This is a genomic window from Paradevosia shaoguanensis (assembly GCF_016801025.1).
Taxonomy (GTDB): domain Bacteria; phylum Pseudomonadota; class Alphaproteobacteria; order Rhizobiales; family Devosiaceae; genus Paradevosia; species Paradevosia shaoguanensis.
The window spans coordinates 3,442,636-3,463,526 of sequence record NZ_CP068983.1 but is presented as its reverse complement, the minus strand read 5'-3'; the positions used below and the strand labels follow the sequence as shown (position 1 = coordinate 3,463,526).

Below are 20,891 nucleotides of genomic sequence, written 5' to 3'. Positions count from 1 at the left end.
GTCCTAAATCATTGCTCGATCGCGCTTGCTTTGGCCACATGGCGTGTGTCAACTGCGCGACACCCAAGAGAGTCCAAGACGACAGTATGAAAGCCGAGACCCGCTCCCGACTGACCCTGGCCTGTATCCTTATCACCATTCTGCTTGATATGATCGGGCTCGGGATCATCGTGCCGGTCCTGCCCGAGCTGATCGAACAGGTTACGGGCGAAGGCGTTGCCCAGGCCGCCGTCATCGGCGGCTATCTCGTCTTCGTCTACGCGCTGATGCAGTTCCTGTTCTCGCCGGTGCTTGGCAACCTCTCGGATCGCTTCGGCCGCCGCCCGGTGCTGCTGCTTTCGCTGCTGGGCCTCACCGCCGACTACCTCTTCATGGCCTTCGCGCCGATCGTCACCTTCCTCTTCGTCGGCCGCATCCTCTCGGGCATCGCCGGCGCCGCCGTGGCGACCGCTACCGCCTACATCGCCGACATCACCCCGCCGGAAAAGCGTTCGCAGCGCTTCGGGCTGATCGGGGCGGCGTTCGGGCTCGGCTTCATCATCGGCCCGGTGGTGGGCGGCGAGCTCGGCGCCTATGGTCCGCGCGTGCCCTTCTACGCCGCCGCAGCCCTGGCCTTCGCCAACTTCCTCTTCGGCTTCTTCGTGCTGCCCGAGAGCCTCCCCAAGGAACGTCGCCGCAAGTTCGATTTCCGCCGCGCCAACCCCTTCGGCGCGCTGATCGCGCTGCGCCGCTATCCGGTGGTGCTCTGGCTGCTCTTCGCGCTCTTCCTGCTCTCGCTGGCCAGCCAGGCGTTCCCCTCGGTCTGGAACTTCTTCACCATCGAGGTGGTGAACTTCTCGACCAGCCAGATCGGCCGCGCGCTGGGCGCCTTCGGCATCGGCTTCGCGCTCAGTCAGGCCTTCCTCATCGGCCCGCTGGTCAAGCGCATCGGGGAATGGAGCACGGTGCTGATCGGCTTGACGGTCGCGACCATCGCCTTTGTCGGCACGGCCTTCATCCACACCAGCTTCGGCCTCTACGGCTTCCTGATGTTCGGCTCGCTGAGCGGCATCGCGGCGCCCGCCATCAACGGCCTGCTCTCGCGGCAGGTGCCCGACGATGGCCAGGGTGAATTGCAGGGCGCGGTGAACGCCACCAACTCGCTGGCCTCGATCCTCGGACCGCTGGCGGCGACGCAGATCTTCGCCTACTTCACCAACCCGCCCAAGGGCGAACCGGGCTACTTCCCGGGCGCGCCCTTCATCGCGGCAGGCGCCATGATCGTGCTGGCGGCTCTGGTCTTCGTCTACACCGCCTGGCGCTACGACCTCATGCACCGCCAGCCTGTCGCCCGGCACCCCAAGCGCCCCGATATGGCCCCGCCCGGTCAGCAGGCGACGCCGCCTCATGCGGAGAATGGTGAGAAGTAGGAGGCGGGCCGATTGGCCCGCTTTTTCTTTATGGCCGCGCTTGCGTCCCGGCCGCCGTATTCCCCCCATCCACTGCACTTCCCCGGCCGAAGAGCCGGCAACTGTAATTCAGGTTGCGAAGCTTGTTCGGGTTTTCATGATGGCGTTGATGGTGACGAGGAGCTTTCTGGCGAGGGCGACGAGGGCGGGCTTGGGTGGTTTTCCGGCCTGGCGCAGACGGTGGTAGAAGGCGTTGAGAGGCGATTGTGTTCGCAAGGATGCAACGGCGGCCATGTAGAGGGCCTGGCGGACGCGGCGGCGGCCCCCGCGGATGGAGCGCTGTCCGCGCCGTAGGCCGCTATCGTTGTTGAGCGGGGCCAACCCGGCCAGGGTGGCGATCTGCTTGCCCGAGCGTCGGCCCAGTTCGGGCATCAGGGCGGCCAGGACAGAGGCGGTGACCGGGCCGATGCCGGGCACCGAGCGGATCAGGGCCTGGTCCTGTGCCAGGGCGGCATCGCTGCCGATCTGGTTCTGGATTTCGACCTCGATGGCGGCGATGGCCTGGTTGAGGCCGGCCATGTGCCGGTCCAGGTCGGCGCCGATGAAGGAATCGGTTATCTCGATCCGGCGCTGCTTTTCCTGGGTGCGCATGGCCACCAACTGGTCGCGGCGGCGGCTGAGCAGGCCGAGCCGCTCGCGTCCGGCCTCGGGCAGCGGGTCGGCCACGAGGCGCAGGGCCCGGCCCATTTCGGCAAGCATGGCCGCATCGAGCGCATCGGTCTTGGCGAGCCGGCCGCTGGCCCGCGCAAAGTCACGGGCCCGCTGCGGATTGACCCGGACATGGCCGATCCCGGCCAGCGCCAGTCCGGCGCGCAAGCTCTTGTCGTAAACCCCGCTCGCCTCCAGCACCACGAGAGTGCCCTCCCGCTCCAGCGTGGCGGCGAATGCGGCGATGGCGTCCATCGTGTTAGCAATCCGCTGCACGCCCTCCCCGCCGGAAGAGGCGATATCCAGCCAGGCTTTCGAAACGTCGATTCCAATCCAGGTCGGTGATAGGGTCATGGGCCTGTCCCTGTGATCCGAGGTCCGTCTCGAGCGGCCTCGCGCAACTGTTCAGGTGTTTGTCAAAGCGGGCGGGGACCCGTGCCGGCTCTCGGTCTTTAAACCTGGGGCCCAACGGTCTCCCGCCCGCACCCAATATGACACAGCACAATTACACAGGGGCCCACGGGTCCCTCCACTCGAGTGGAGCGGTGCAATAGGCCCCGGGTCTTCGCCCGGGGAAGTGGGGGTGTGGGACTGCTGGTGGGTGAGTGAGGGAGTAGCGCCTACGGCAGGCCAGGCCTACCTCCAGCGCCCTCTCCTAGTTACCCAGCGTGGACGGCCACTTGCCGTGTTGGTCGGGGCCGCGGCCGACGATCTCGAAGCCATGGGCGCCGAAGAAGTCGCGCTGGCCCTGGATGAGGTTGGCCGTGCCCTGCCCCTGGCGGTAGCTGTCGAAATAGGACAGCGCCGACGAGAGACAGATCAGCGGGAATTCGCCGAGAGCGCCGGCGGCGACGACCTTGCGGAGCGAGGGATGGGCCTGCTTCATGATGGTCACGAAGTCCGGCGCAACCAGCAGGTTGACGCTTTCGCCCTTGTCATAGGCGGCCGCCATCTGGTCGAGGAAGCGCGAGCGGATGATGCAGCCGGCGCGCCAGATCTTGGCGATGGTGCCGAGCGGCAGGTTCCAGCCGTTCTCCTCGGAGGCCTTGGCCAGAACGGCGAAGCCCTGCGCATAGGCGGCGATCTTGCCGGCCAGCAGCGCCTGCTCGAGCTCGGCCAGCGTGACATCGGCCTTGGCGGCATTGCGCTTGCCGTAGATCGCCTCTGCCGCCACGCGCTGGTCCTTGAACGCTGAGAGCGAGCGGGCCGCCACGGCACCTTCGATGGTGGTGGCAGGCACGGCCATTTCCTGGGCCACAATGGCGGACCAGCGGCCGGTGCCCTTCTGGCCGGCCTTGTCGACGATCAGTTCGACCAGCGGCTTGCCGGTGGGACCATCGATGGCTTCGAGCACGTAGCCGGTGATCTCGATGAGATAGGAATTGAGCGGCCCCTTGTTCCACTCCTTGAAGATGTCGGAAGCCTGCTTGGGGGTCATGCCGAGACCGTCGCGCATGACGCCATAGACCTCGGCGATCATCTGCATGTCGGCATATTCGATGCCGTTATGGATAGTCTTGACGAAGTGGCCGGCACCGCCCTCGCCCAGATAGGCGCAGCACGGCTCGCCGTTGAACTTGGCGGCGATGGCTTTCAACACCGGCTCGGCATTGTGCCACTGCTCCTTGGAGCCGCCGACCATGATCGAGGGACCATGGCGCGCGCCCTCCTCGCCGCCGGAAACGCCGACGCCGAGATAGCCGATGCCCTTGGGGGTGAGGTAGTCGAAACGGCGCTGCGTATCGGTATAGAGCGAGTTGCCGCATTCGAGGATGGCGTCGCCCTTGTCGAGCAGGGGCAGCAGTTCCTCGATGACGTCATCGACCGGCTTGCCGGCCTTGACCATGATGATGATCGAACGCGGGCGCTTGATCGACTCGACGAATTCCTTGAGATCAGCCTTGCCGATGATGCGCGGGCGCAGATCGCCTGCGTCGGCGACGAACTCGTCGATCTTGGCGGCGGTCCGGTTGTGAACGGCTATGGTGTAGCCCTTCTCGGCAATGTTGAGGGCCAGATTGGACCCCATGACCGCCAGACCGACGAGACCGATATCCGCCGAAGCCATACTCAATTCTCCTATGCGCAACATTGGGCAAAGCCGTGCGGCACGCCGCCGCAGGGCGGCGCCAATCGATCACAAACCGGCTTCGAGGGAAAGCCGGAACACGCGCTTTTTCCTTCAAATGCACGGGGGCTCCACAAAGCCTTGAGCCAGCGGCACTTACCAAGCCGGGTTCGTTGAAATAGGCTTGCCGGAAAAGGGGAGAAGGCCCGTGGATTCGCTATCCCAATTCAGCCTCGCCGGCCGCCGGGCCCTGGTCACCGGATCGAGCCGCGGCATAGGCCTCGCCATAGCCGGCGCGCTGGCCGGCGCGGGCGCCGACATCGTACTCAACGGGCGCGACGCGGAAGCGCTGGGCAAGGCGGCCGAGACGCTGGCCAATGGCGGCGTGCGCGTGCGGGCCCTTGCCTTCGACGTCACCAGTGAGGACAGCGTCGGCGAGGCCATCGACTATTGCGAGAGCGAGGTCGGGCCGATCGACATCCTCGTCAACAATGCCGGCATGCAGTTCCGCTCGACGCTGGAGGATTACCCCCTCGGCAAGTTCGAGGCGATGATGACGACCAACGTCACCTCGGCTTTCATCGTCGGCAAGGCGGTGGCGCGGCACATGATCCCGCGCGGCAAGGGCAAGATCATCAACATCTGCTCGCTGATGAGCACCCTCTCCCGCCCCTCCATCGCGCCCTATGCCGCCAGCAAGGCGGCGATCGCCAACCTGACGCGCGGCATGGCGACGGACTGGGCGCGGCACGGGCTCAACATCAACGGCATCGCGCCCGGCTACTTCAAGACCGAACTCAACCAGGCGCTGATGGCCAACCCGGAATTCAACACCTGGGTCGAAAAGCGCACCCCGATGGGCCGCTGGGGCGAGGTCGCCGAACTGGGCGGCGCCGCCGTCTTCCTCGCCTCGGACGCCGCCAGCTTCGTGAACGGACACATCCTCTATGTCGACGGCGCCTTCACCGCCACGGTTTGAACCGGCCCGCATCATCGTGGCGATGGGCGTTTCCTCGAGCGGCAAGTCGACGGTGGGCGCCGCTATCGCGCGGCGGCTGCATGCCCCCTTCCTCGATGGCGACCGCTACCACCCGCCGGCCAATGTCGAGAAGATGCGCGCGGGCATCCCCCTGACCGATGAAGACCGCTGGCCATGGCTAGAAGCGCTGGCCGGCGCGCTGACGCAGGCGGCAGACCGCAAGGGCGTGGCGGTGGGTGCGTGCTCGGCGCTGCGGCGGGCCTACCGCGACTACCTCGTCAAGAAAGCCGGCGAACCGATTCTATTCGTTTATCTTCACGGCAGCCGCGAAGTGATCGGCGAGCGCATGGCGCGGCGACAGCATGAATATATGCCGGCCACCCTGCTCGACAGCCAGTTCGCGACCCTGGAGCCCCCGGCGCCGGACGAGAACGTGCTGCAGGTGGAGGTGACCGAGCCCGTGGAAGCGATCGCCACGCATGTGGTGAAAGCGGCTTCGCACCTGCGGAGCTTCAAGCGGAAGCAGTGAGGCCCGGAGCGTGAAACATTTTTGTTTCACGGCGCATTTTAAGATGCGTTTTGCGGATTCTTTGGAGCCAGATACCCGTGTAAGTTCTTGATATTACTTAGTTTAGCAGAAAACCGACCTGCTCAAATCGTTAAATTTTGACTCAATTTCGGGTCATCTTTGGCAATCTTGCGCGGTTTTTGCAGGGTTTTGCGCGGATTTGGGAGCAATTTCTGAGGGGCATAAGCGGGGTCCTCCGGGGTGGTGATATCGCCGGAGAGACGCCCGGCCGCTGGGATTATAGCCCGATGCGGGGTGAGGTGGATAACCCCGCCCCCTACTTCGCGCCCAGCACCGTCTCGCCGCGCGGAGACAGGCGGTAGCCGACTTCGAGGCTTTCCGTCAGGCCGAGTTCCTTGAGCTTGGTCACCTTGCTCTTGAAGGGCGCCTTTTCCATCGCCATCTCGCCGGCCAGATCTTCGGCAAGGTGCCCCGGATGGGCGGCGATGAGGCGCAGGGCCTGACGGGTCCAGGGGGACTTGCCGTCGAGCTTGTCGAGGGCGGCATTGGCTTCGGCCAGTTCAGCGGGGCTGAGGTCGCGCTGGTTGCGCAGGGCGATGCGGGGATCTTCGCCGGCATAGTGGAGGCGGATGATGCAGAGATCGCCGTCCTTCATGGTATCGAGCCAGCGGTGAAATTCGTCGAGCGAGGCGAAGCCGGCGCGCTTCACGTCGGGGAGCGTGACGTCGGCGAGCGTGATGGGCTCGATCGAGTCGATCGCGAGGAGGCCCGCCGAGGTCATCAGCGTGCCGCCGGCCTTGACGGTCGAGCGTTTCCAGCGGCGGAAGACGGTGTCCACCTCTCCGGCCTTGATGCGGGCGAGCAGGTCGGCTTTGAGCAGCATGGCGATTCCCCTGTTTGTCCTTCGCTCATAGCGCGCAAGGCGACAAACGGGAACCCGAGCGGGTCAGAAGGAAAAGGCCATCTGGGCCGGATTGCGGGCACCCAGGCGAATACCCTCCATGTCGAGGAGGAGCAGCTTGGTCTTGACGCCGCCGGGCGCGGAGAAGCCGCCCATCTTGTTGCCGCTGGCGAGGACGCGATGACAGGGCACAATGATCGGCATGGGATTCTTGCCCATCGCCTGCCCGACCGATTGCGCCGCGCCGGGCGAGCCGACGCGCTCGGCCAGCTCGCCATAGGTGACGGTCTCGCCCCAGGCGAGCTTGAGCATTTCGCGATAGAGCCGCTCGTGGAACTCGGGAACGCCGGAGAAATCCAGGGGCTCGGCGCTGAGGTCGATCCTGGTGCCGGCAAAGTATTGCTGCAGGCGCTTGACCGTGGGTTCGAGCCATTCGGGCGGATGGGCCTCCTCGGCATCATCCAGCCCGCGCGTGAGCCGCGCCAGCGTCCGCGCACCGTCGGCATCAGGCAATTGCACGCGCGTAATTCCGGTCTCGCTCCAGACGAGCCCGACCGGACCAATGGCGGTGGCGATGAGACAATAAGCGGGCACGGCTTTGTTCCCTTTCCGTACTCAACGGAAAATGATCCCGTCGGCCGGGGAAAACAAGGGGGGAATGCGTGGGGGGCGTTTGTGGCGTTGGATCAGTGGGGTGGTGGTTACGAATTGAGGGAGCGGCTGGGGAACTGCGCTGGGTGGGGGCATGGGGCTATTGCATCGCGCCACTCGGGTGGAGGTATCCGTGGGCCCCGGCTCTTCGGCCGGGGAAGTATGGGGGTGGGGTGGGATTGGTGGGAGGAGGAATGGAGGGTTGAGGGTTGAGGGTTGAGGGTTGAGGGTTGAGGGTTGAGGGTTGAGGTTGAGGGCCTTCGCCCGTGCCGTGCCGGTGCGGTTGGTGTGGACGGTAGTTTCTTCTTCCTACCCAGCCACCCCCACCGCACTTCCCCGGACTTGATCCGGGGCCTATTGCACCCATCCGCGCAAGTGGAGATATCCGTGGGCCCCGGCTCTTCGGCCGGGGAAGTAAGGGGTGGGGCGGGATTCGTTGAAGGGTTGAAGGGGGAATGCGGGGACTTCGTCCATGGGGCGGAGCAGTTACCAGGCTGGGGCTGTCGGGAGTAGAATCGACGGTGCCCTCTTCCTCTTCCTCTTCCTCTTCCTCTTCCTCTTCCTCTTCCTCTTCCTCTTCCTCTTCCTCTTCCTCTTCCTCTTCCTCTTCCTCTTCCAACCCCGCCACCGCCACGGAACTTCCCCGGGCGAAGACCCGGGGCCTATTGCACCCATCCGCGCGAGTGGAGATATCCGTGGGCCCCGGCTCTACGGCCGGGGAAGTGCGGAGATGGGGATGGTGAAGTGTGAAGGGGGTGGGGCTGATGGTGCGGCGAATGATGGCGGTGCGCACCCTTGCGGCCCCGCGGCAGAATCGGCTCGATCCGCGCCCACTCATCATCTGTAAGCCACTGAACGCGTTTGCTTATCATCAAGGCTCCCATGCCGGAAACCTTGAATCACCAATCAAACCGAGCCGCTAGCTCTTATTGAGTACGGCCCCCTAGCGCTCCATCCCCACCGCCTCGAGCCACGCGCGCAATTCCCCGGCGACCACATCGCGGCCGCGGCCTTCGCGGCCGAAGGCCCACCAGATTTGGGCGCCTTGCCATTGGCTGGCCATGAGCTGGCCCATGAGCGCCTGCCGGGCGGGATCGTTGCTCAGCCTACGCCCCAGGGCGCGGGTGAGCGCGGTGCGCCAGGTGACGCCGCGTTGGCGCAGGATTGGGTCGCGCATGTCTTCGTAGAGGAGCAGCAGGCCTTCAGCATAGGCGTCGTCCGCCTCGGTGGCCGGCCAGAGTTCGGTGACGATCTGGACGGCTCCCTCGGGCGTCAGCGGTTGGCGCTCATCCTCGCGGGCGGTGGCGGCATCGAGAAAGTCCCAGGCGCGTTCGAGCGCGGCGCGCAGCAGCGCCTCCTTGCTGCCAAATCGCTGTACCAGGGTTGCAGGAGAAAGCCCGGCGACTTCGGAAACCGAGGCGAAGGTGACGTTGGCCGGCCCCCTGCGGTGGGCGACGCCCAGGGCGGCATCGAGGATGGCTTCGTCGGAAACGGTGCGGGGTCTGGCCAATGCGCCCTCTATTGTAAACGAACGTTCATTTATATATACACTCGCTCCCCAGCAAGGAGAATCGATATGGCACGGATAGTTGGATACATCGCAACCAGCCTGGATGGCTTCATTGCGACGCCCGAAGGCAATCTCGACTGGCTGGTGCACCAGCAGTTCGACGCGGGCGAACTGACCTACGAGAACTTCATTGCCGGCATCCGCACGGTGGTCATGGGCCGCGACACCTATGACTGGATCGCCAACCAGGACATGGACTGGCCCTATACGGGCAAGCGCTCCATCGTCGTCACCTCCCGCCCCCTGCCCGATCCCAAGGGCGAGCTCGAAGTGTGGTCGGACGGCGTGGATACGCTCATCACCTATCTGCGCGGGCTCGAGGACGGAGACGTGTGGATGATCGGCGGCGGCAGGTTGCAGATGGCGTTCATGGAGCGCGGGGCGCTCGACGAGATCGAGATTTATGTCATCCCCGAAATCATCGGTGGCGGTATCCCGCTCTTCCCGGCGACCGGCTTCAAGGCCAGCCCGACGCTGATGGCCGTCAACCACATGCCGCCCAGCGTCGTGCGGCTGCAATACAGGTTCAACTGACCACCAGGCCGCCCCTTCCGGGCGGCCCTCTCACTTCCGCGGCAATAACGTGCTCGGGTAAAACCCCGGCGGCTCAATTGTGTTTTGAGCGGGCATATGACACACGAAAAAGCCATCTGCGGGCGTGATGGAATGGTAGACATACCGGACTTAAAATCCGGAGGGGGTATCCCCATGCGGGTTCGAGTCCCGCCGCCCGTACCACCCTGCCGGGACCTTCGCACCATGACGGCAACCGATACGCCCCTGCTCATCTCCATTGCCGCTGCCGTGCTGTCGCGGGCCGATGGCCGGGTGCTGGTCGTACGCAAGCGCGGTTCGGGGATCTTCATGCAGCCGGGCGGCAAGATCGAGCCGGGCGAGAAGCCGGCGGACGCGCTGGTGCGGGAGCTGGCGGAGGAATTGCGGATCGCGGTGGATGCAGAGGCGGCGAGTTTCCTGGGGGAGTTCGCGGCGCCGGCAGCCAACGAGGTCGGAGCGGTCGTCACCGCGCAGATGTTTGCGATGCCGTTCGACGGCGCGGTTTCGCCGGCGGCGGAAATCGAGGAGGCGCGGTGGATCGATCCGGCGGCGCCCGGCGATATCGTGCTGGCCGAGCTCAGCCGCAACCATGTGCTGCCGGCCTGGCTGGCGCGTGGCGGCGGCGATTGACAGGACCGCCGGCGCCGATCACGTTCCCTCTGGCCATTCGGATGGAGACGCCGATGTATACCCCGCCCGCCTTTCGCGAAGACGACCCGCAGGAACTGCATGCCATCATGCGCGCGGCACGGCTCTCGACGCTGGTGACGGCGACAAATGCGGGGCTGATGGCCACGCCCCTGCCCTTCATTCTCGATGAGACCGAAGGCGAGCACGGCACGCTTTACGGGCACCTGGCGCGGGCCAATGGGCAGTGGAATACGCCGGCGACGGGCGAGGCCCTGGTGATCTTTGCCGGGCCGGACGCCTATGTGACGCCATCCTGGTACGCAGCCAAGCGCGAGCACGGCAAGGTGGTGCCGACGTGGAACTATACGGCGGTGCACGCCCATGGGCCGGTGGAGTTCTTCGAGGACGAGGAGCGTCTGCTGGAGGCGGTGACGCGGCTGACGCGCCTGCACGAGGAAGAACGGACCGCGCCCTGGGCAGTGAGCGACGCGCCGCCGCCTTTCATCCGCAGCCAGCTCAAGGGCATTGTCGGCGTGCGGATTCCGGTCACCCGGCTGGAGGGCAAGCGCAAGCTCAGCCAGAACCGCAGCGCCGAGGATCGCGCCGGAGTGGCCGAGGGCCTGGCCCAAAGCGAAAATGCCGGCGATCGGGCGATCGCCGGCATGATACCGAGGTCCTGACGGGCAGCTGAGCCTAGTCGGTGCCGCCCGAGATCGGGGCAGCGTAGGTCACGTCCATGTCCCACGGGAAGAAGATCCAGGTGTCCTGGCTGACTTCCGTGATGAAGGTATCGACCATCTCGCGCCCCTTTGGCTTGGCGTAGACGGTGGCGAAATGGGCGCCCGGCAGCATTTCGCGCACGGCGCGGGCCGTGGCGCCGGTATCGACGAGATCATCGACGATGAGGATCTTGCCGCCGCCCTGTGCGAGGTCGAGCACCTGCTGGGAAATGGGCTTGAGCACCTTGATGGCGCTCTGGGCCTGGTGGTCGTAGGACTTCACCGCCACGCTTTCGATGGTGCGGATATTGAGCTCTCGCGCCACGATCGCCGCCGGCACGAGGCCGCCGCGGGTGATCGCCACGATCGCATCGAACGGCCCGACGCTGGTCAGCCGCCAGGCAAGCGCGCGGCTATCGCGATGGAACTGATCCCAGCTGACGGGAAAGGATTTCTGGCCTGGATTGTTCAAAGGTTTCTCCTTGAAGGCGCCGGGCGCGCCTCAGATCACTCGAGTGGGGGAAGGCCGGCCGCCTGATGGGCGGCATTGACCATGTCGCGGACCTTGGCTGCCGCCGCATTCAACCGGGCTTCATCCGAAGAGCGCAACACGAGCTCGGTGCGAACATAGTTCGCGCCCATCTGCGGATAGCTGCCCATCTTCACGTCCGGAAACTCGGCCTGCAGGGCCGCAAGCGGCCCGCCGACGGTTCCCTCGCCGACGCCCGCGGGCACCGTTACGGAAAGCACTTTCTTGCCGCCCTTGAGCGTGGGCGCCAGCGCCTCGAGCATTGCGCGCATGATGACCGGGACGCCGGCCATCACATGCACGTTGCCGATGCGGAAACCGGGCGCGGCGCTCACCGAATTGACGATGAGATCGGCGCCCTCGGGAATGCGCGCCATGCGCAACCGGGCCTCGTTGACCTCGGTGCCGGTCTGCTTCCAGCGCGTCTCCAGCATTTCGCGGGCGCGCTGGTTGATCGGCAGCGGCACGCCGAACGCCTTGGCGACGGCGTCGGCGGTGATGTCGTCATGGGTGGGGCCGATGCCGCCGGTGGTGAAGACGTAGGTGTAGCGCTGGCGCAGAGCATTGAGCGCGGCGACGATGTCGTCGGTCTCGTCGGCCACCACGCGCACTTCCTTGAGGTCGATGCCCAGGTCCGTACAGAAATCGGCGACGGCGCCGATATTCACATCCTTGGTCCGCCCGGACAGGATCTCGTCGCCAATGACGAGAAGACCGGCGGTGACGATGCTTTGGTCGGACGCTGACATGGCCGAGGAACTCTTGGGGCAAGAACGCATGAAATGCCTTCCCCTCCCGCAAACGTCAAGCAATCCGGGGCACGCGCGAACAAAAATCGCAATCGTGGCGTGACGCCCCCGCGACACCCCGTCATAAATCCCGATACCCCGATGCTCTTCCCATCTGGCACCATGGCGACTATCTCTTGGGAAACCGGAGAGCCCAATGGTCACCTATGTCGACGCCGCCCAGAAAACCCGCCGCACCGCAGGCGTGATCCCGCTTCATGGCGAAGCCGGGTTCGCGGGCATGCGCAAGGCCGGCGGACTGACGGCCGATGCGCTCGACCTGCTGGTGGATGCCGTCAAGCCGGGCGTCACGACGGCGGCGCTCGACAAGCTGGCCTATGAATTCGCCCGCGACCACGATGCGATTCCGGCCACGCTCTTCTACAAGGGCTACCGGCATTCGATCTGCACCTCGATCAACCACGTGGTGTGCCACGGCATCCCCGATGACCGGCCGCTGCGCGAGGGCGATATCGTCAATATCGACCTGACGCTGATCGTGGACGGCTGGTACGGCGATTCCAGCCGTATGTACCCGGTGGGCGAGATTTCGCGGAAGGCCGAGCGGCTGATCGAGGTGACCTACGAATCCTTCGAAGCCGGCCTTGCCCAGGCCAAGCCCGGCAACACCACCGGCGATATCGGCGCCGCCATCCAGGCGGTGGCCGAGGGTGAGCGCACCAGCGTCGTCCGCGATTTCGTGGGGCATGGCGTGGGCCAGCTCTTCCACGACGAGCCCAATATCCTGCATTTCGGCGTGCCGGGGACCGGCGTCGAGTTGAAGCCCGGCATGATCTTCACCATCGAGCCGATGATCAATCTCGGCCGCCCGCACGTAAAAGTGCTGTCGGACGGCTGGACGGCGGTCACCCGCGACCGCACGCTTTCGGCGCAGTGCGAGCACTCGATCGGCATCACCGAGACCGGCTACGAGGTCTTCACGCTGTCCAAGCGCGGGCTCTTCGACCCGCTGGCGGCGCGGAAGCGCTGATGGCGAGACGGGAGCCCCTGCCCGGACTCCCCGACCAGGCCGGCGACGGCCTGAACGAATTTCCGGTCGGCCTCGCCCCACCGGCAACGGGCCATCTCGGTCACCGCCAGCGCGCACGCGACCGCTTCCTCAAGGTCGGCGGCGAAGTCATGGAGGATTACGAGCTGCTGGAGCTCGCCCTCCACATCCTGCTGCCGCGACGCGATACCAAGCCGCTGGCCAAGCAATTGCTGGCGCGGTTCGGTTCGTTTTCAGCGGTCTTTGCTGCCCCGCCGGAGCGGCTGGCGGAGATCAGCGGGCTGGGCGAGACGACCATTGCCAACCTCAAGGTGCTGCAGGCGGTCGGACAGCGGTTCGGCAGGGACAAGCTGCGCAATGACCGGCCGATACTTGGCTCATGGTCGGAGCTGATCGAATATTGCCACGGCCAGATGGCCTTCGAGAATATCGAGCAGTTCCGCATCCTCTTCCTCGACAAGAAGAACCGGCTGATCGCCGACGAGGTGCAGCAGCGCGGCACGGTGGACCATACGCCGGTCTATACGCGCGAAGTGATCAAGCGGACGCTGGAGCTGTCTTCGACGGCGATCATCCTCGTCCACAACCACCCATCGGGCGACCCCTCGCCTTCGGCGGCCGACGTGCAGATGACGCGCGCCATAGTCGACGTGGCCAAGCCGCTCGGCATTACCGTGCACGACCACATCATCATCGGGAAATCCGGCCACGCCTCGCTGCGCGGCCTCAAGTTAATCTGAAGCCGGCGCCGGCCTGGCAGCCACGCGGCTGCGGAGCGAGAGCGCGAGCTTGCGCAGGCGCTCGTTGGTCTTGATGGCATGACGCAGCGAATGCCAGCCGCGATGCGCGCGCGCCGCCAGCCAGCCTCTTGCGGTCAGCGGCAGGTAATGGTGCGCGACCGGAATCTGCTCGTTGCACCAATGGCGCTTCTCGTCGGTGAAGCCGACGCCCATGTCGAAAGTGGTGTAGCCGGCATCGAAAACCGTCTGCATCACACGCAGCAGACATTGCTTGCCGGGCGAGCCGACCTGGATGGCCTCGTCCTCACTCATCGAGGAGATGAGGCAGAAGAGCCGGTCGCCATGGGCGATGTTGTAGCGCACGGCGACGATCTCGCCATTGAGGCGCAGGACGTCGAGCTTGACGGGCACGCCGGAATCCGCGGCGACCGTGGCGTCGTAGAAGGCGCGCGTGGTCTTGCAGGCGAAGGGATCGCGCACGCCCATCTTGACGAAGCGCGCGGCGCGCTGGCGGAACATCACATCCAGCACTTCGAGGGCTTCGGGGCCGTTGGGGATTTCCTCGAAGGCGACGGCGCCGAGGGCTTCAAGCCGCTCGCCCTGCTGGCGATCGTGCTTGCGGCGCGACTTGCTGCGCTGGGTGGCGTTGGCCTCCTCCCAGCTCGAAAAGTGCGAGCGGTAGAGGATATCGGCTTCGAGCCGATCGCCCAGCTCTTCGAGCGGCAGGCCTGCGGGCACGTATTTGAGGGAGATGATGTCGGCGCCACGTGCGGCGGCGGCCATGGCGCGCCAGAGGGCCTTGCGGCCGGCGGCGCCCAGCGCGGCGATGCGCTCGACATCCATGAGCGGAGCATTGCCGCCTACATGGGAGCCGGCGAACCAGCTCAGGACGCGTACCCCGCCGATGATGCGGCGCTTGAGCGGCAGCAGGGCCAAAGGCTGGCCATCGAGGGTGGCGGTAATGAAGAAGCGGTCGGCCTGGGGGGTGGCGAAAGTCTCGCACCAGAGGCGGACGAAATCGAAGGTCTGGCCTGGCGACTCTACTGTCCGCGAAAGAGCGCGCCAGGTGGCCTCTATCGCGGCTAGGTCATGGAAGACGGCGACATCGAATGTCGGCGTCGAAACGGCCGAATGCGCGGACGACCTGTCGAGGTCGAGCGCGATCGTCTCAACTGCAATTTCGCTCTGTGCCATAGCCCCCACTCTCGGCTGACAACTGACAATGCCGTGATCAGCCGTCGAGGGGGAATGCTTTCGCGCAAAAGGGTTAACCTCAGCCGAACTGGCTCAGCACCGGGAAAGTTTCGAGGAACCAATACGACAAACGCGTGAAATTGCCGGTGAGGAAGAGCACGCCGGTGACGACCAGCAGGCCGCCCATGACCTTCTCCACCGTGCCCAGATGCTTCTTGAACGTGTCGAAGAAGGTGAGGAACGGCCCGACGGCAATGCCCGCGAGGAGGAACGGCACGCCGAGACCGAGCGAATAGACGGCAAGGAGCGCAGCGCCCTCGTAAGCCGTCGACTGGCTGGCGGCGACGCTGAGGATGGCGGCGAGGACCGGGCCGATGCACGGGGTCCAGCCGATGGCGAAGGCGAGGCCCAGCATGAACCCGCCCAGCGGACCGCTGGCCGCGCCCGGACCGTTATGGCGAATCTGGCGATCGAGAATGCCGATGCGGTAGATGCCGAGGAAATGCAGGCCCATCGCGATGATCAGAATGCCCGCGATCGGAGTGAGGATCGGCAGCGCCTGCCGGAAGGCCTGGCCGAAGGCGGTGGCCGTGGCCCCGAGGGTGACGAACACCACCGCGAAGCCGGCGATGAAGAACAGCGCCGTGACCACGGTGCGCAGGTAGAGCGCGCGCGAATCCTTGCCCGCATCGCGCATCTGGTCGAAGCTCGCCCCGCTCATATAGGTGAGATAGGGCGGCACCAGGGGCAAAACGCAGGGGCTGAGAAAGCTCAGCACGCCCGCTCCGAACACCACCGGCAAGGAAAATCCGAACATGGTCACTCCACTTCGCCCGCTCTTGTAGCCGAGCAAAGGCGATATGCAACCGGACCTTATGCCGCTCGCCTGCTTGTGAACGGCGCGGCAGGTGACACGCACCATGCATTGCGCCTTCGGCCTCCCCCCACCCTATCCCTCCCCCGCAAGGGGGGAGGAGACGTGCTGGCGCGTTCCCCGGTGGTGAACGAGGATGCCGCAGGGACAATATCCTCCCGCCCTCTTGTGGGTGGGGCGGGCTGGGGGTAAGCAGCCTGCAACGTAAGTAAGTAAATGCCTACTTACCCGCTCGATGCTTGGAGGCCGCGACGTGACCAGCCGACCCATCAAGATCGCTCCCTCGATTCTCTCGGCCGATTTCTCACGGCTGGGCGACGAGGTGAAGGCGATAGACCAGGCGGGGGCCGACTACATCCATATCGATGTGATGGACGGCCACTTCGTGCCCAATATCAGCTTCGGCCCGGTAGTCATCTCCGCGATCCGCAAGGTCACGACAAAACCTTTCGACGTGCACCTGATGATCGCGCCGGTCGATCCCTATATCCAGGCCTTCGCCAAGGCGGGCGCCGATATCATCACCGTGCATGCGGAAGCCGGCCCGCATCTCCACCGCACGCTCCAGGCCATCAAGGCCGAGGGCAAGAAGGCTGGGGTCGTCGTCAACCCGGCCACGCCCGTGTCGGCGCTGGAACTGGTGATCGACAATATCGACCTGCTGCTGATCATGAGCGTCAACCCCGGCTTCGGCGGCCAAAGCTTCATTCCCGAAGCCCTCGTCAAGCTGCGCCAGGCCAAGGCGCTGATCGGTGGTCGCGATATCGACCTCGAGATCGACGGCGGCGTCACCGCCGACAATGCGGGGGAAATCGCCCGCGCCGGCGCCAATGTGTTCGTGGCCGGCAGTTCCGTCTATCACGGCAACGATCCTGCCACTTATGCGGCCCGCATCGCCGCAATCCGCAATTCTGCTCAGACCGTTACGGCCTGATCCGGACTCAATTTCTCAAGCCGAGAGCCCAAGCCCATGATCCCGCGCTATTCCCGCCAAGACATGACGTCGATCTGGTCCCCCGAGACCAAGTTCCGCATCTGGTTCGAGATCGAAGCGCATGCCACCACCGCCCTCGCCAAGCTCGGCGTGGTGCCGGAGGAAGCGGCCAGGATTATCTGGGAAAAGGGCAATGCCGCCGAGTTCGACGTGGAGCGGATCGACGAGATCGAGCGCACCACCAAGCACGACGTCATCGCGTTCCTGACGCACCTGGCCGAGATCGTCGGGCCGGAAGCCCGCTTCGTGCACCAGGGCATGACCTCGTCCGACGTGCTCGACACCACCCTCTCGGTGCAGCTCGCCCGCGCCTCCGACCTCCTGCTGGCCGATATCGATGCGCTGCTCGCCGCCATCGAGCGCCGGGCCCGGGAGCACAAATACACCATCACCATCGGGCGCAGCCACGGCATCCATGCCGAGCCGACGACGTTCGGCGTCAAGCTGGCCGAGGCCTATGCCGAGTTCAGCCGCAATCGCGAGCGGCTGGTCAATGCCCGCAAGGAAATCGCCGTCGCGGCCATTTCGGGCGCCATCGGCACCTTCGCCAATATCGACCCTTCCGTTGAGGCCTATGTGGCCGAGCAGCTTGGCCTCGCCGTCGAGCCGGTTTCGACGCAGGTCATCCCGCGCGACCGGCATGCGATGTTCTTCGCCACGCTCGGTGTCATCGCCTCTTCGGTCGAGCGCGTCGCCACCGAAATCCGCCACCTGCAGCGCACCGAAGTGCTCGAAGCCGAGGAGTATTTCTCGCCGGGCCAGAAGGGCTCGTCGGCTATGCCGCACAAGCGCAACCCGGTGCTGACCGAAAACCTCACCGGCCTCGCCCGCCTTGTGCGCGGCATGGTGACCCCGGCGCTCGAAAACGTCGCCCTCTGGCACGAGCGCGACATCTCGCATTCCTCGGTCGAGCGCATGATCGGCCCGGACGCCACGGTGACGCTCGATTTCGCCCTGGTGCGCCTGACCGGCGTCATCGACAAGCTGCTTGTCTATCCCGAGAACATGAAGCGCAACCTCGACCTGCTGGGTGGGCTGCACAACTCGCAGCGCGTGCTGCTGGCGCTGACCCAGGCCGGCTTGAGCCGCGAGGATGCTTATGCCGCCGTGCAGCGCAACGCCATGCAGGTCTGGCAGATGCGCGGCGATCGTGCCGGCCAGTTCGCGGCGCTGCTGAAGGCGGACCCGGAAGTTTCGGCGAAGCTTTCGGCCGGTGAGATCGACGCGATGTTCGATGACTTTTATCATTTGAAGCACGTCGATACGATTTTTGAGCGGGTGTTCGGGTAGAAGTAGGCCGGAGTTTTGGGCCTTCCCCCTCCCTAGCCCTCCCCACAAGGGGGAGGGTGGGTGAGCGTGGAGAGATCGGGCAACAAACCCCACCCTCCCCCTTGTGGGGAGGGCTAGGGAGGGGGTGAGCCACAAACCCCGTCCCGGTTATTGCCCACCACCCTGCCCTGCATCGGAGCCTCCCATGCCCATCACCTACGCCCAGGAGCAGACCCTCACCGCCGCCGACTACATCGCCTGCGTCGGCCGCACGACCCTCGGCCCGGCGCGCCCACTCGGCAACCCCGTCCGCGTCCAGCAGATCCTCGACAATTCCCCCATCATCGTCACTGCGCGCGATGAGGACGGCTCGCTCCTCGGCATCTTTCGCGGCATGACCGACTGGCATTGGGTGTGCTATTGCGCCGATCTTGCCGTGGTGGAAGGCCAGCAGGGCAAGGGGATCGGCAAGGCGCTGATGGACAAGGCCGCTGAAATCCTCGGCCCGCGCGTCGCCATCACCCTGCTCGCCAAGCCCGACGCCGAAGGTTTCTATCGCGCCATCGGCATGACCCAACCCATGGCTGCCTTCCTGCGCCCAAGGACCGATCGCTCATGAGAATTGCCGAAGCCGACATCCTGATCGTTCCGGGCCTGGGCGATTCCGGCCCCGAGCACTGGCAGCGCCGCTGGGGCAGCCGCTTCTCGACCGGCCGGGTGATCGAACAGCAGGACTGGGAGCACCCCAAACTCGAAGACTGGGTGTCGACCATCGAGCGCTCCATCATCATGGCCACGCGCCCGGTGATCCTCATCGCCCATTCGCTGGGCGTCCCGGCCGTCGTCCACACCGCGCAGCGCCTCAAGGACACCAAGGTCCGCGGCGCCTTCCTCGTCGCGCCGCCCGATCTCGACAATCCCGCCGCACCCAAGGCCACCGCCCCGTTCAAGGACGTGCCGCGCGATCCGCTCCCCTTCCCCTCGATGCTGGTGGCGTCGAGCGACGATCCCTATTGCTCGCTCGAACGCGCCGTCGAATTCGCCACCTGCTGGGCCTCCGACTTCCACGACGCCGGCCCCTCCGGCCACATCAACGTCGCTTCGGGCCACGGCCCGTGGCCCGAAGGCCTCCTGATGTTCACCCGCCTGATGCAGCGCCTGCGGAGCTGAAAACAAAAATGGCGAGGATCGCTCCTCGCCATTCCTAACTTCATGCGACCGGTCGATCAGCCTTCGGAGGCGACCTGTTCGCGGGCGACGTGGACCAGTTGGGCCATCTTCTGACGAATCACGTCCTCGCCCACCGTGAGGCCCTTGGCCTTGATGTCGCCGGCGACCTTGCGGAAGACGTCTTCATCGCCCGCTTCCTCGAAATCGGCGGCCACCACTTCGGCGGCGTAGGACTTGGCCGCGTCGGCATCGAGCCCCATGAGCTCGGCGGCCCAGATGCCCAGAAGCTTGTTGCGGCGAGCCTCGGCCTTGAAGCGGAGCGTGGCGTCGTGTGCGAATTTGGCTTCATAGCCTTTTTCACGATCGTCGAAACTGGCCAATTGCGGCTCTCCCGTCTGGCGAAAAACTGATTGGGAACATAATGGCTTGGCGGCCCCAATTCAACGTCCGCCCCTGTCGAGATGCCGCACTTTCCCTGGGGTTCTGGAAAAGCGCTTGCAATTTCCGCCCAATTCGGCGCATGAAGCGCCCACTCCAATTCCCGCAACCTTGATTGACGAACGGACAGTCTGCCATGAACCGTCGGCGCAGGATCTATGAGGGCAAGGCCAAGATTCTCTATGAGGGTCCCGAGCCGGGTACGCTCGTTCAGTATTTCAAGGACGACGCCACCGCCGGCAACGGCGCCAAGCACGAAGTGATCGACGGCAAGGGCGTCCTCAACAACCGCATCTCCGAGTTCATCTTCTCGCGGTTGAACACCCTCGGCATCCCGACCCACTTCATCCGCCGCATCAACATGCGCGAGCAGCTGATCAAGGAAGTCGAGATCATTCCGCTCGAAGTCGTGGTGCGCAACGTCGCCGCCGGCTCGCTGGTCAAGCGCCTCGGCCTCGAGCCGGGCACCCAGCTCCCCCGCTCGATCATCGAGTTCTATTACAAGGACGACGCACTCGGTGACCCGATGGTCTCCGAAGAGCACGTGACCGCCTTCGGCTGGGCCACCCCGCAGGAACTCGACGACATCATGGCTCTCGCCATCCGCGTCAACGACTTCCTCACCGGCCTCTTCATGGGCGTCGGCATCCAGCTCGTCGATTTCAAGATCGAGTGCGGACGCCTCTATGAGGGCGACCTCATGCGGATCGTCCTCGCCGACGAGATTTCGCCGGACAATTGCCGCCTGTGGGACATCAAGACCCGCAACAAGCTCGACAAGGACCGCTTCCGCGAGGACCTCGGCGGCCTGGTCGATGCCTACCGCGAAGTTGCCCAGCGCCTCGGCATCCTGACCGAGACCGACAACGCTCTGGCCACCGGCCCGAGACTCGTGCAGTAAGCAGCAATCGTCCAAAACGGATCACCGATGAAAGCCCGCGTTACCGTCACCCTCAAGTCCGGCGTCCTCGATCCCCAGGGTCAGGCCATCGTCGGCTCGCTCAATTCCCTCGGCTTCGAGGGCATCAACGGCGTGCGGCAGGGCAAGGTCTTCGACGTGAACCTGGCCGAAAGCGATCCGGACAAGGCCAAGGGGCTTCTCAACGACATGTGCGAGAAGCTCCTTGCCAATACTGTGATCGAAAACTACGCCGTCGAACTCCTCGATTAACGGTTTCCCAACTTTTT

The 20,891-nt window shown here is 65.1% G+C and carries 24 protein-coding genes and 1 tRNA gene; 15 read left to right on the top strand and 10 right to left on the bottom strand.

Annotated features, from left to right (window positions below):
* The first annotated feature begins 86 nt into the window (after positions 1 to 86).
* Entirely contained in the window at positions 87 to 1,409 is a 1,323-nt protein-coding gene (locus JNE37_RS16780) for a TCR/Tet family MFS transporter (RefSeq protein ID WP_035029134.1), read from the top strand.
* Between the two features lie 108 nt (positions 1,410 to 1,517).
* On the opposite strand, the gene JNE37_RS16775 is transcribed toward JNE37_RS16780, so the two are convergent.
* Together JNE37_RS16775 and gndA are read right to left on the bottom strand one after the other, a co-directional pair.
* Positions 1,518 to 2,450, bottom strand: a complete 933-nt coding sequence (locus tag JNE37_RS16775) for an IS110 family RNA-guided transposase (protein ID WP_203063939.1) — start codon at positions 2,448 to 2,450, stop codon at positions 1,518 to 1,520.
* 301 nt (positions 2,451 to 2,751) lie between these two features.
* The gene (gndA, locus tag JNE37_RS16770; protein ID WP_203063938.1) at positions 2,752 to 4,164 is read right to left on the bottom strand and encodes an NADP-dependent phosphogluconate dehydrogenase; all 1,413 of its coding nucleotides are present in this window, start codon (positions 4,162 to 4,164) and stop codon (positions 2,752 to 2,754) included.
* 208 nt (positions 4,165 to 4,372) lie between these two features.
* On the opposite strand from gndA, the gene JNE37_RS16765 reads away from it, so the two are divergent.
* Entirely contained in the window at positions 4,373 to 5,143 is a 771-nt protein-coding gene (locus JNE37_RS16765) for an SDR family oxidoreductase (RefSeq protein ID WP_203063936.1), read from the top strand.
* Positions 5,112 to 5,672: a gluconokinase gene (locus JNE37_RS16760; RefSeq protein WP_203063934.1), complete on the top strand. Its 561-nt coding sequence runs from the start codon at positions 5,112 to 5,114 to the stop codon at positions 5,670 to 5,672. Before JNE37_RS16765 ends, JNE37_RS16760 begins: the two co-directional genes overlap by 32 nt.
* A gap of 316 nt (positions 5,673 to 5,988) precedes the next feature.
* Here JNE37_RS16760 and JNE37_RS16755 read toward each other — a convergent pair whose 3' ends face one another.
* The 3 genes from JNE37_RS16755 to JNE37_RS16745 form a co-directional block, all read right to left on the bottom strand.
* Positions 5,989 to 6,555 (bottom strand): ASCH domain-containing protein, encoded by a 567-nt coding sequence (locus JNE37_RS16755; protein ID WP_203063932.1) that lies wholly within the window; start codon positions 6,553 to 6,555, stop codon positions 5,989 to 5,991.
* A 63-nt stretch (positions 6,556 to 6,618) separates the two neighbouring features.
* Positions 6,619 to 7,167, bottom strand: coding sequence for a methylated-DNA--[protein]-cysteine S-methyltransferase (locus JNE37_RS16750; protein WP_203063930.1), 549 nt, complete (start codon positions 7,165 to 7,167; stop codon positions 6,619 to 6,621).
* A gap of 1,000 nt (positions 7,168 to 8,167) precedes the next feature.
* Entirely contained in the window at positions 8,168 to 8,734 is a 567-nt protein-coding gene (locus tag JNE37_RS16745; RefSeq protein WP_203063928.1) for a TetR/AcrR family transcriptional regulator, read from the bottom strand.
* A gap of 66 nt (positions 8,735 to 8,800) precedes the next feature.
* On the opposite strand from JNE37_RS16745, the gene JNE37_RS16740 reads away from it, so the two are divergent.
* The 4 genes from JNE37_RS16740 to JNE37_RS16725 all read left to right on the top strand — a co-directional run bounded on the left by JNE37_RS16740 (position 8,801) and on the right by JNE37_RS16725 (position 10,659).
* Entirely contained in the window at positions 8,801 to 9,328 is a 528-nt protein-coding gene (locus JNE37_RS16740; protein WP_203063926.1) for a dihydrofolate reductase family protein, read from the top strand.
* A gap of 118 nt (positions 9,329 to 9,446) precedes the next feature.
* Positions 9,447 to 9,532, top strand: a tRNA-Leu gene (locus JNE37_RS16735).
* Between the two features lie 21 nt (positions 9,533 to 9,553).
* Entirely contained in the window at positions 9,554 to 9,979 is a 426-nt protein-coding gene (locus JNE37_RS16730; RefSeq protein ID WP_203063924.1) for an NUDIX hydrolase, read from the top strand.
* 53 nt (positions 9,980 to 10,032) lie between these two features.
* Entirely contained in the window at positions 10,033 to 10,659 is a 627-nt protein-coding gene (locus JNE37_RS16725; protein WP_203063922.1) for an FMN-binding negative transcriptional regulator, read from the top strand.
* A gap of 13 nt (positions 10,660 to 10,672) precedes the next feature.
* On the opposite strand, the gene gpt is transcribed toward JNE37_RS16725, so the two are convergent.
* Positions 10,673 to 11,170 carry a xanthine phosphoribosyltransferase gene (gene gpt, locus JNE37_RS16720; RefSeq protein ID WP_035029111.1) on the bottom strand — a complete coding sequence of 166 codons (498 nt, stop codon included), beginning with the start codon at positions 11,168 to 11,170 and terminating at the stop codon, positions 10,673 to 10,675.
* 35 nt (positions 11,171 to 11,205) lie between these two features.
* Positions 11,206 to 11,976 (bottom strand): competence/damage-inducible protein A, encoded by a 771-nt coding sequence (locus tag JNE37_RS16715; protein ID WP_035088965.1) that lies wholly within the window; start codon positions 11,974 to 11,976, stop codon positions 11,206 to 11,208.
* Between the two features lie 196 nt (positions 11,977 to 12,172).
* Between JNE37_RS16715 and map the strand changes: the two genes are divergently transcribed.
* Entirely contained in the window at positions 12,173 to 13,006 is an 834-nt protein-coding gene (gene map, locus JNE37_RS16710) for a type I methionyl aminopeptidase (protein WP_035029105.1), read from the top strand.
* A complete protein-coding gene (gene radC, locus JNE37_RS16705) occupies positions 13,006 to 13,764 on the top strand; it encodes a RadC family protein (RefSeq protein ID WP_203063920.1) in 759 nt (252 codons plus the stop codon). The genes map and radC overlap by 1 nt, the downstream gene beginning before the upstream one ends.
* Here the strand turns inward: radC and JNE37_RS16700 are convergent.
* Complete coding sequence (locus JNE37_RS16700; RefSeq protein WP_203063918.1) at positions 13,756 to 14,958, bottom strand: GNAT family N-acetyltransferase; 1,203 nt, start codon at positions 14,956 to 14,958, stop codon at positions 13,756 to 13,758. The two genes, radC and JNE37_RS16700, sit on opposite strands and share 9 nt — an antisense overlap.
* A gap of 79 nt (positions 14,959 to 15,037) precedes the next feature.
* The gene (locus tag JNE37_RS16695) at positions 15,038 to 15,775 is read right to left on the bottom strand and encodes a cytochrome c biogenesis CcdA family protein (RefSeq protein WP_035029096.1); all 738 of its coding nucleotides are present in this window, start codon (positions 15,773 to 15,775) and stop codon (positions 15,038 to 15,040) included.
* Between the two features lie 310 nt (positions 15,776 to 16,085).
* On the opposite strand from JNE37_RS16695, the gene rpe reads away from it, so the two are divergent.
* From rpe to JNE37_RS16675, 4 genes are all read left to right on the top strand, one after another.
* The gene (gene rpe, locus JNE37_RS16690; RefSeq protein WP_246513337.1) at positions 16,086 to 16,766 is read left to right on the top strand and encodes a ribulose-phosphate 3-epimerase; all 681 of its coding nucleotides are present in this window, start codon (positions 16,086 to 16,088) and stop codon (positions 16,764 to 16,766) included.
* Positions 16,767 to 16,802: 36 nt separating this feature from the next.
* Entirely contained in the window at positions 16,803 to 18,116 is a 1,314-nt protein-coding gene (purB, locus tag JNE37_RS16685; protein ID WP_203063915.1) for an adenylosuccinate lyase, read from the top strand.
* 184 nt (positions 18,117 to 18,300) lie between these two features.
* Positions 18,301 to 18,714, top strand: a complete 414-nt coding sequence (locus JNE37_RS16680) for a GNAT family N-acetyltransferase (protein WP_203063914.1) — start codon at positions 18,301 to 18,303, stop codon at positions 18,712 to 18,714.
* Positions 18,711 to 19,265, top strand: a complete 555-nt coding sequence (locus JNE37_RS16675; RefSeq protein ID WP_203063913.1) for an RBBP9/YdeN family alpha/beta hydrolase — start codon at positions 18,711 to 18,713, stop codon at positions 19,263 to 19,265. Before JNE37_RS16680 ends, JNE37_RS16675 begins: the two co-directional genes overlap by 4 nt.
* A 56-nt stretch (positions 19,266 to 19,321) precedes the next feature.
* Here JNE37_RS16675 and JNE37_RS16670 read toward each other — a convergent pair whose 3' ends face one another.
* Positions 19,322 to 19,645: a DUF1476 domain-containing protein gene (locus tag JNE37_RS16670; protein WP_035029081.1), complete on the bottom strand. Its 324-nt coding sequence runs from the start codon at positions 19,643 to 19,645 to the stop codon at positions 19,322 to 19,324.
* A gap of 194 nt (positions 19,646 to 19,839) precedes the next feature.
* On the opposite strand from JNE37_RS16670, the gene purC reads away from it, so the two are divergent.
* A complete protein-coding gene (gene purC, locus JNE37_RS16665) occupies positions 19,840 to 20,604 on the top strand; it encodes a phosphoribosylaminoimidazolesuccinocarboxamide synthase (RefSeq protein ID WP_035029078.1) in 765 nt (254 codons plus the stop codon).
* A 27-nt stretch (positions 20,605 to 20,631) separates the two neighbouring features.
* On the top strand, positions 20,632 to 20,874 hold the full coding sequence (gene purS, locus JNE37_RS16660) for a phosphoribosylformylglycinamidine synthase subunit PurS (protein ID WP_035088981.1): 243 nt from the start codon (positions 20,632 to 20,634) through the stop codon (positions 20,872 to 20,874).
* The last annotated feature ends 17 nt before the right edge of the window (positions 20,875 to 20,891 follow it).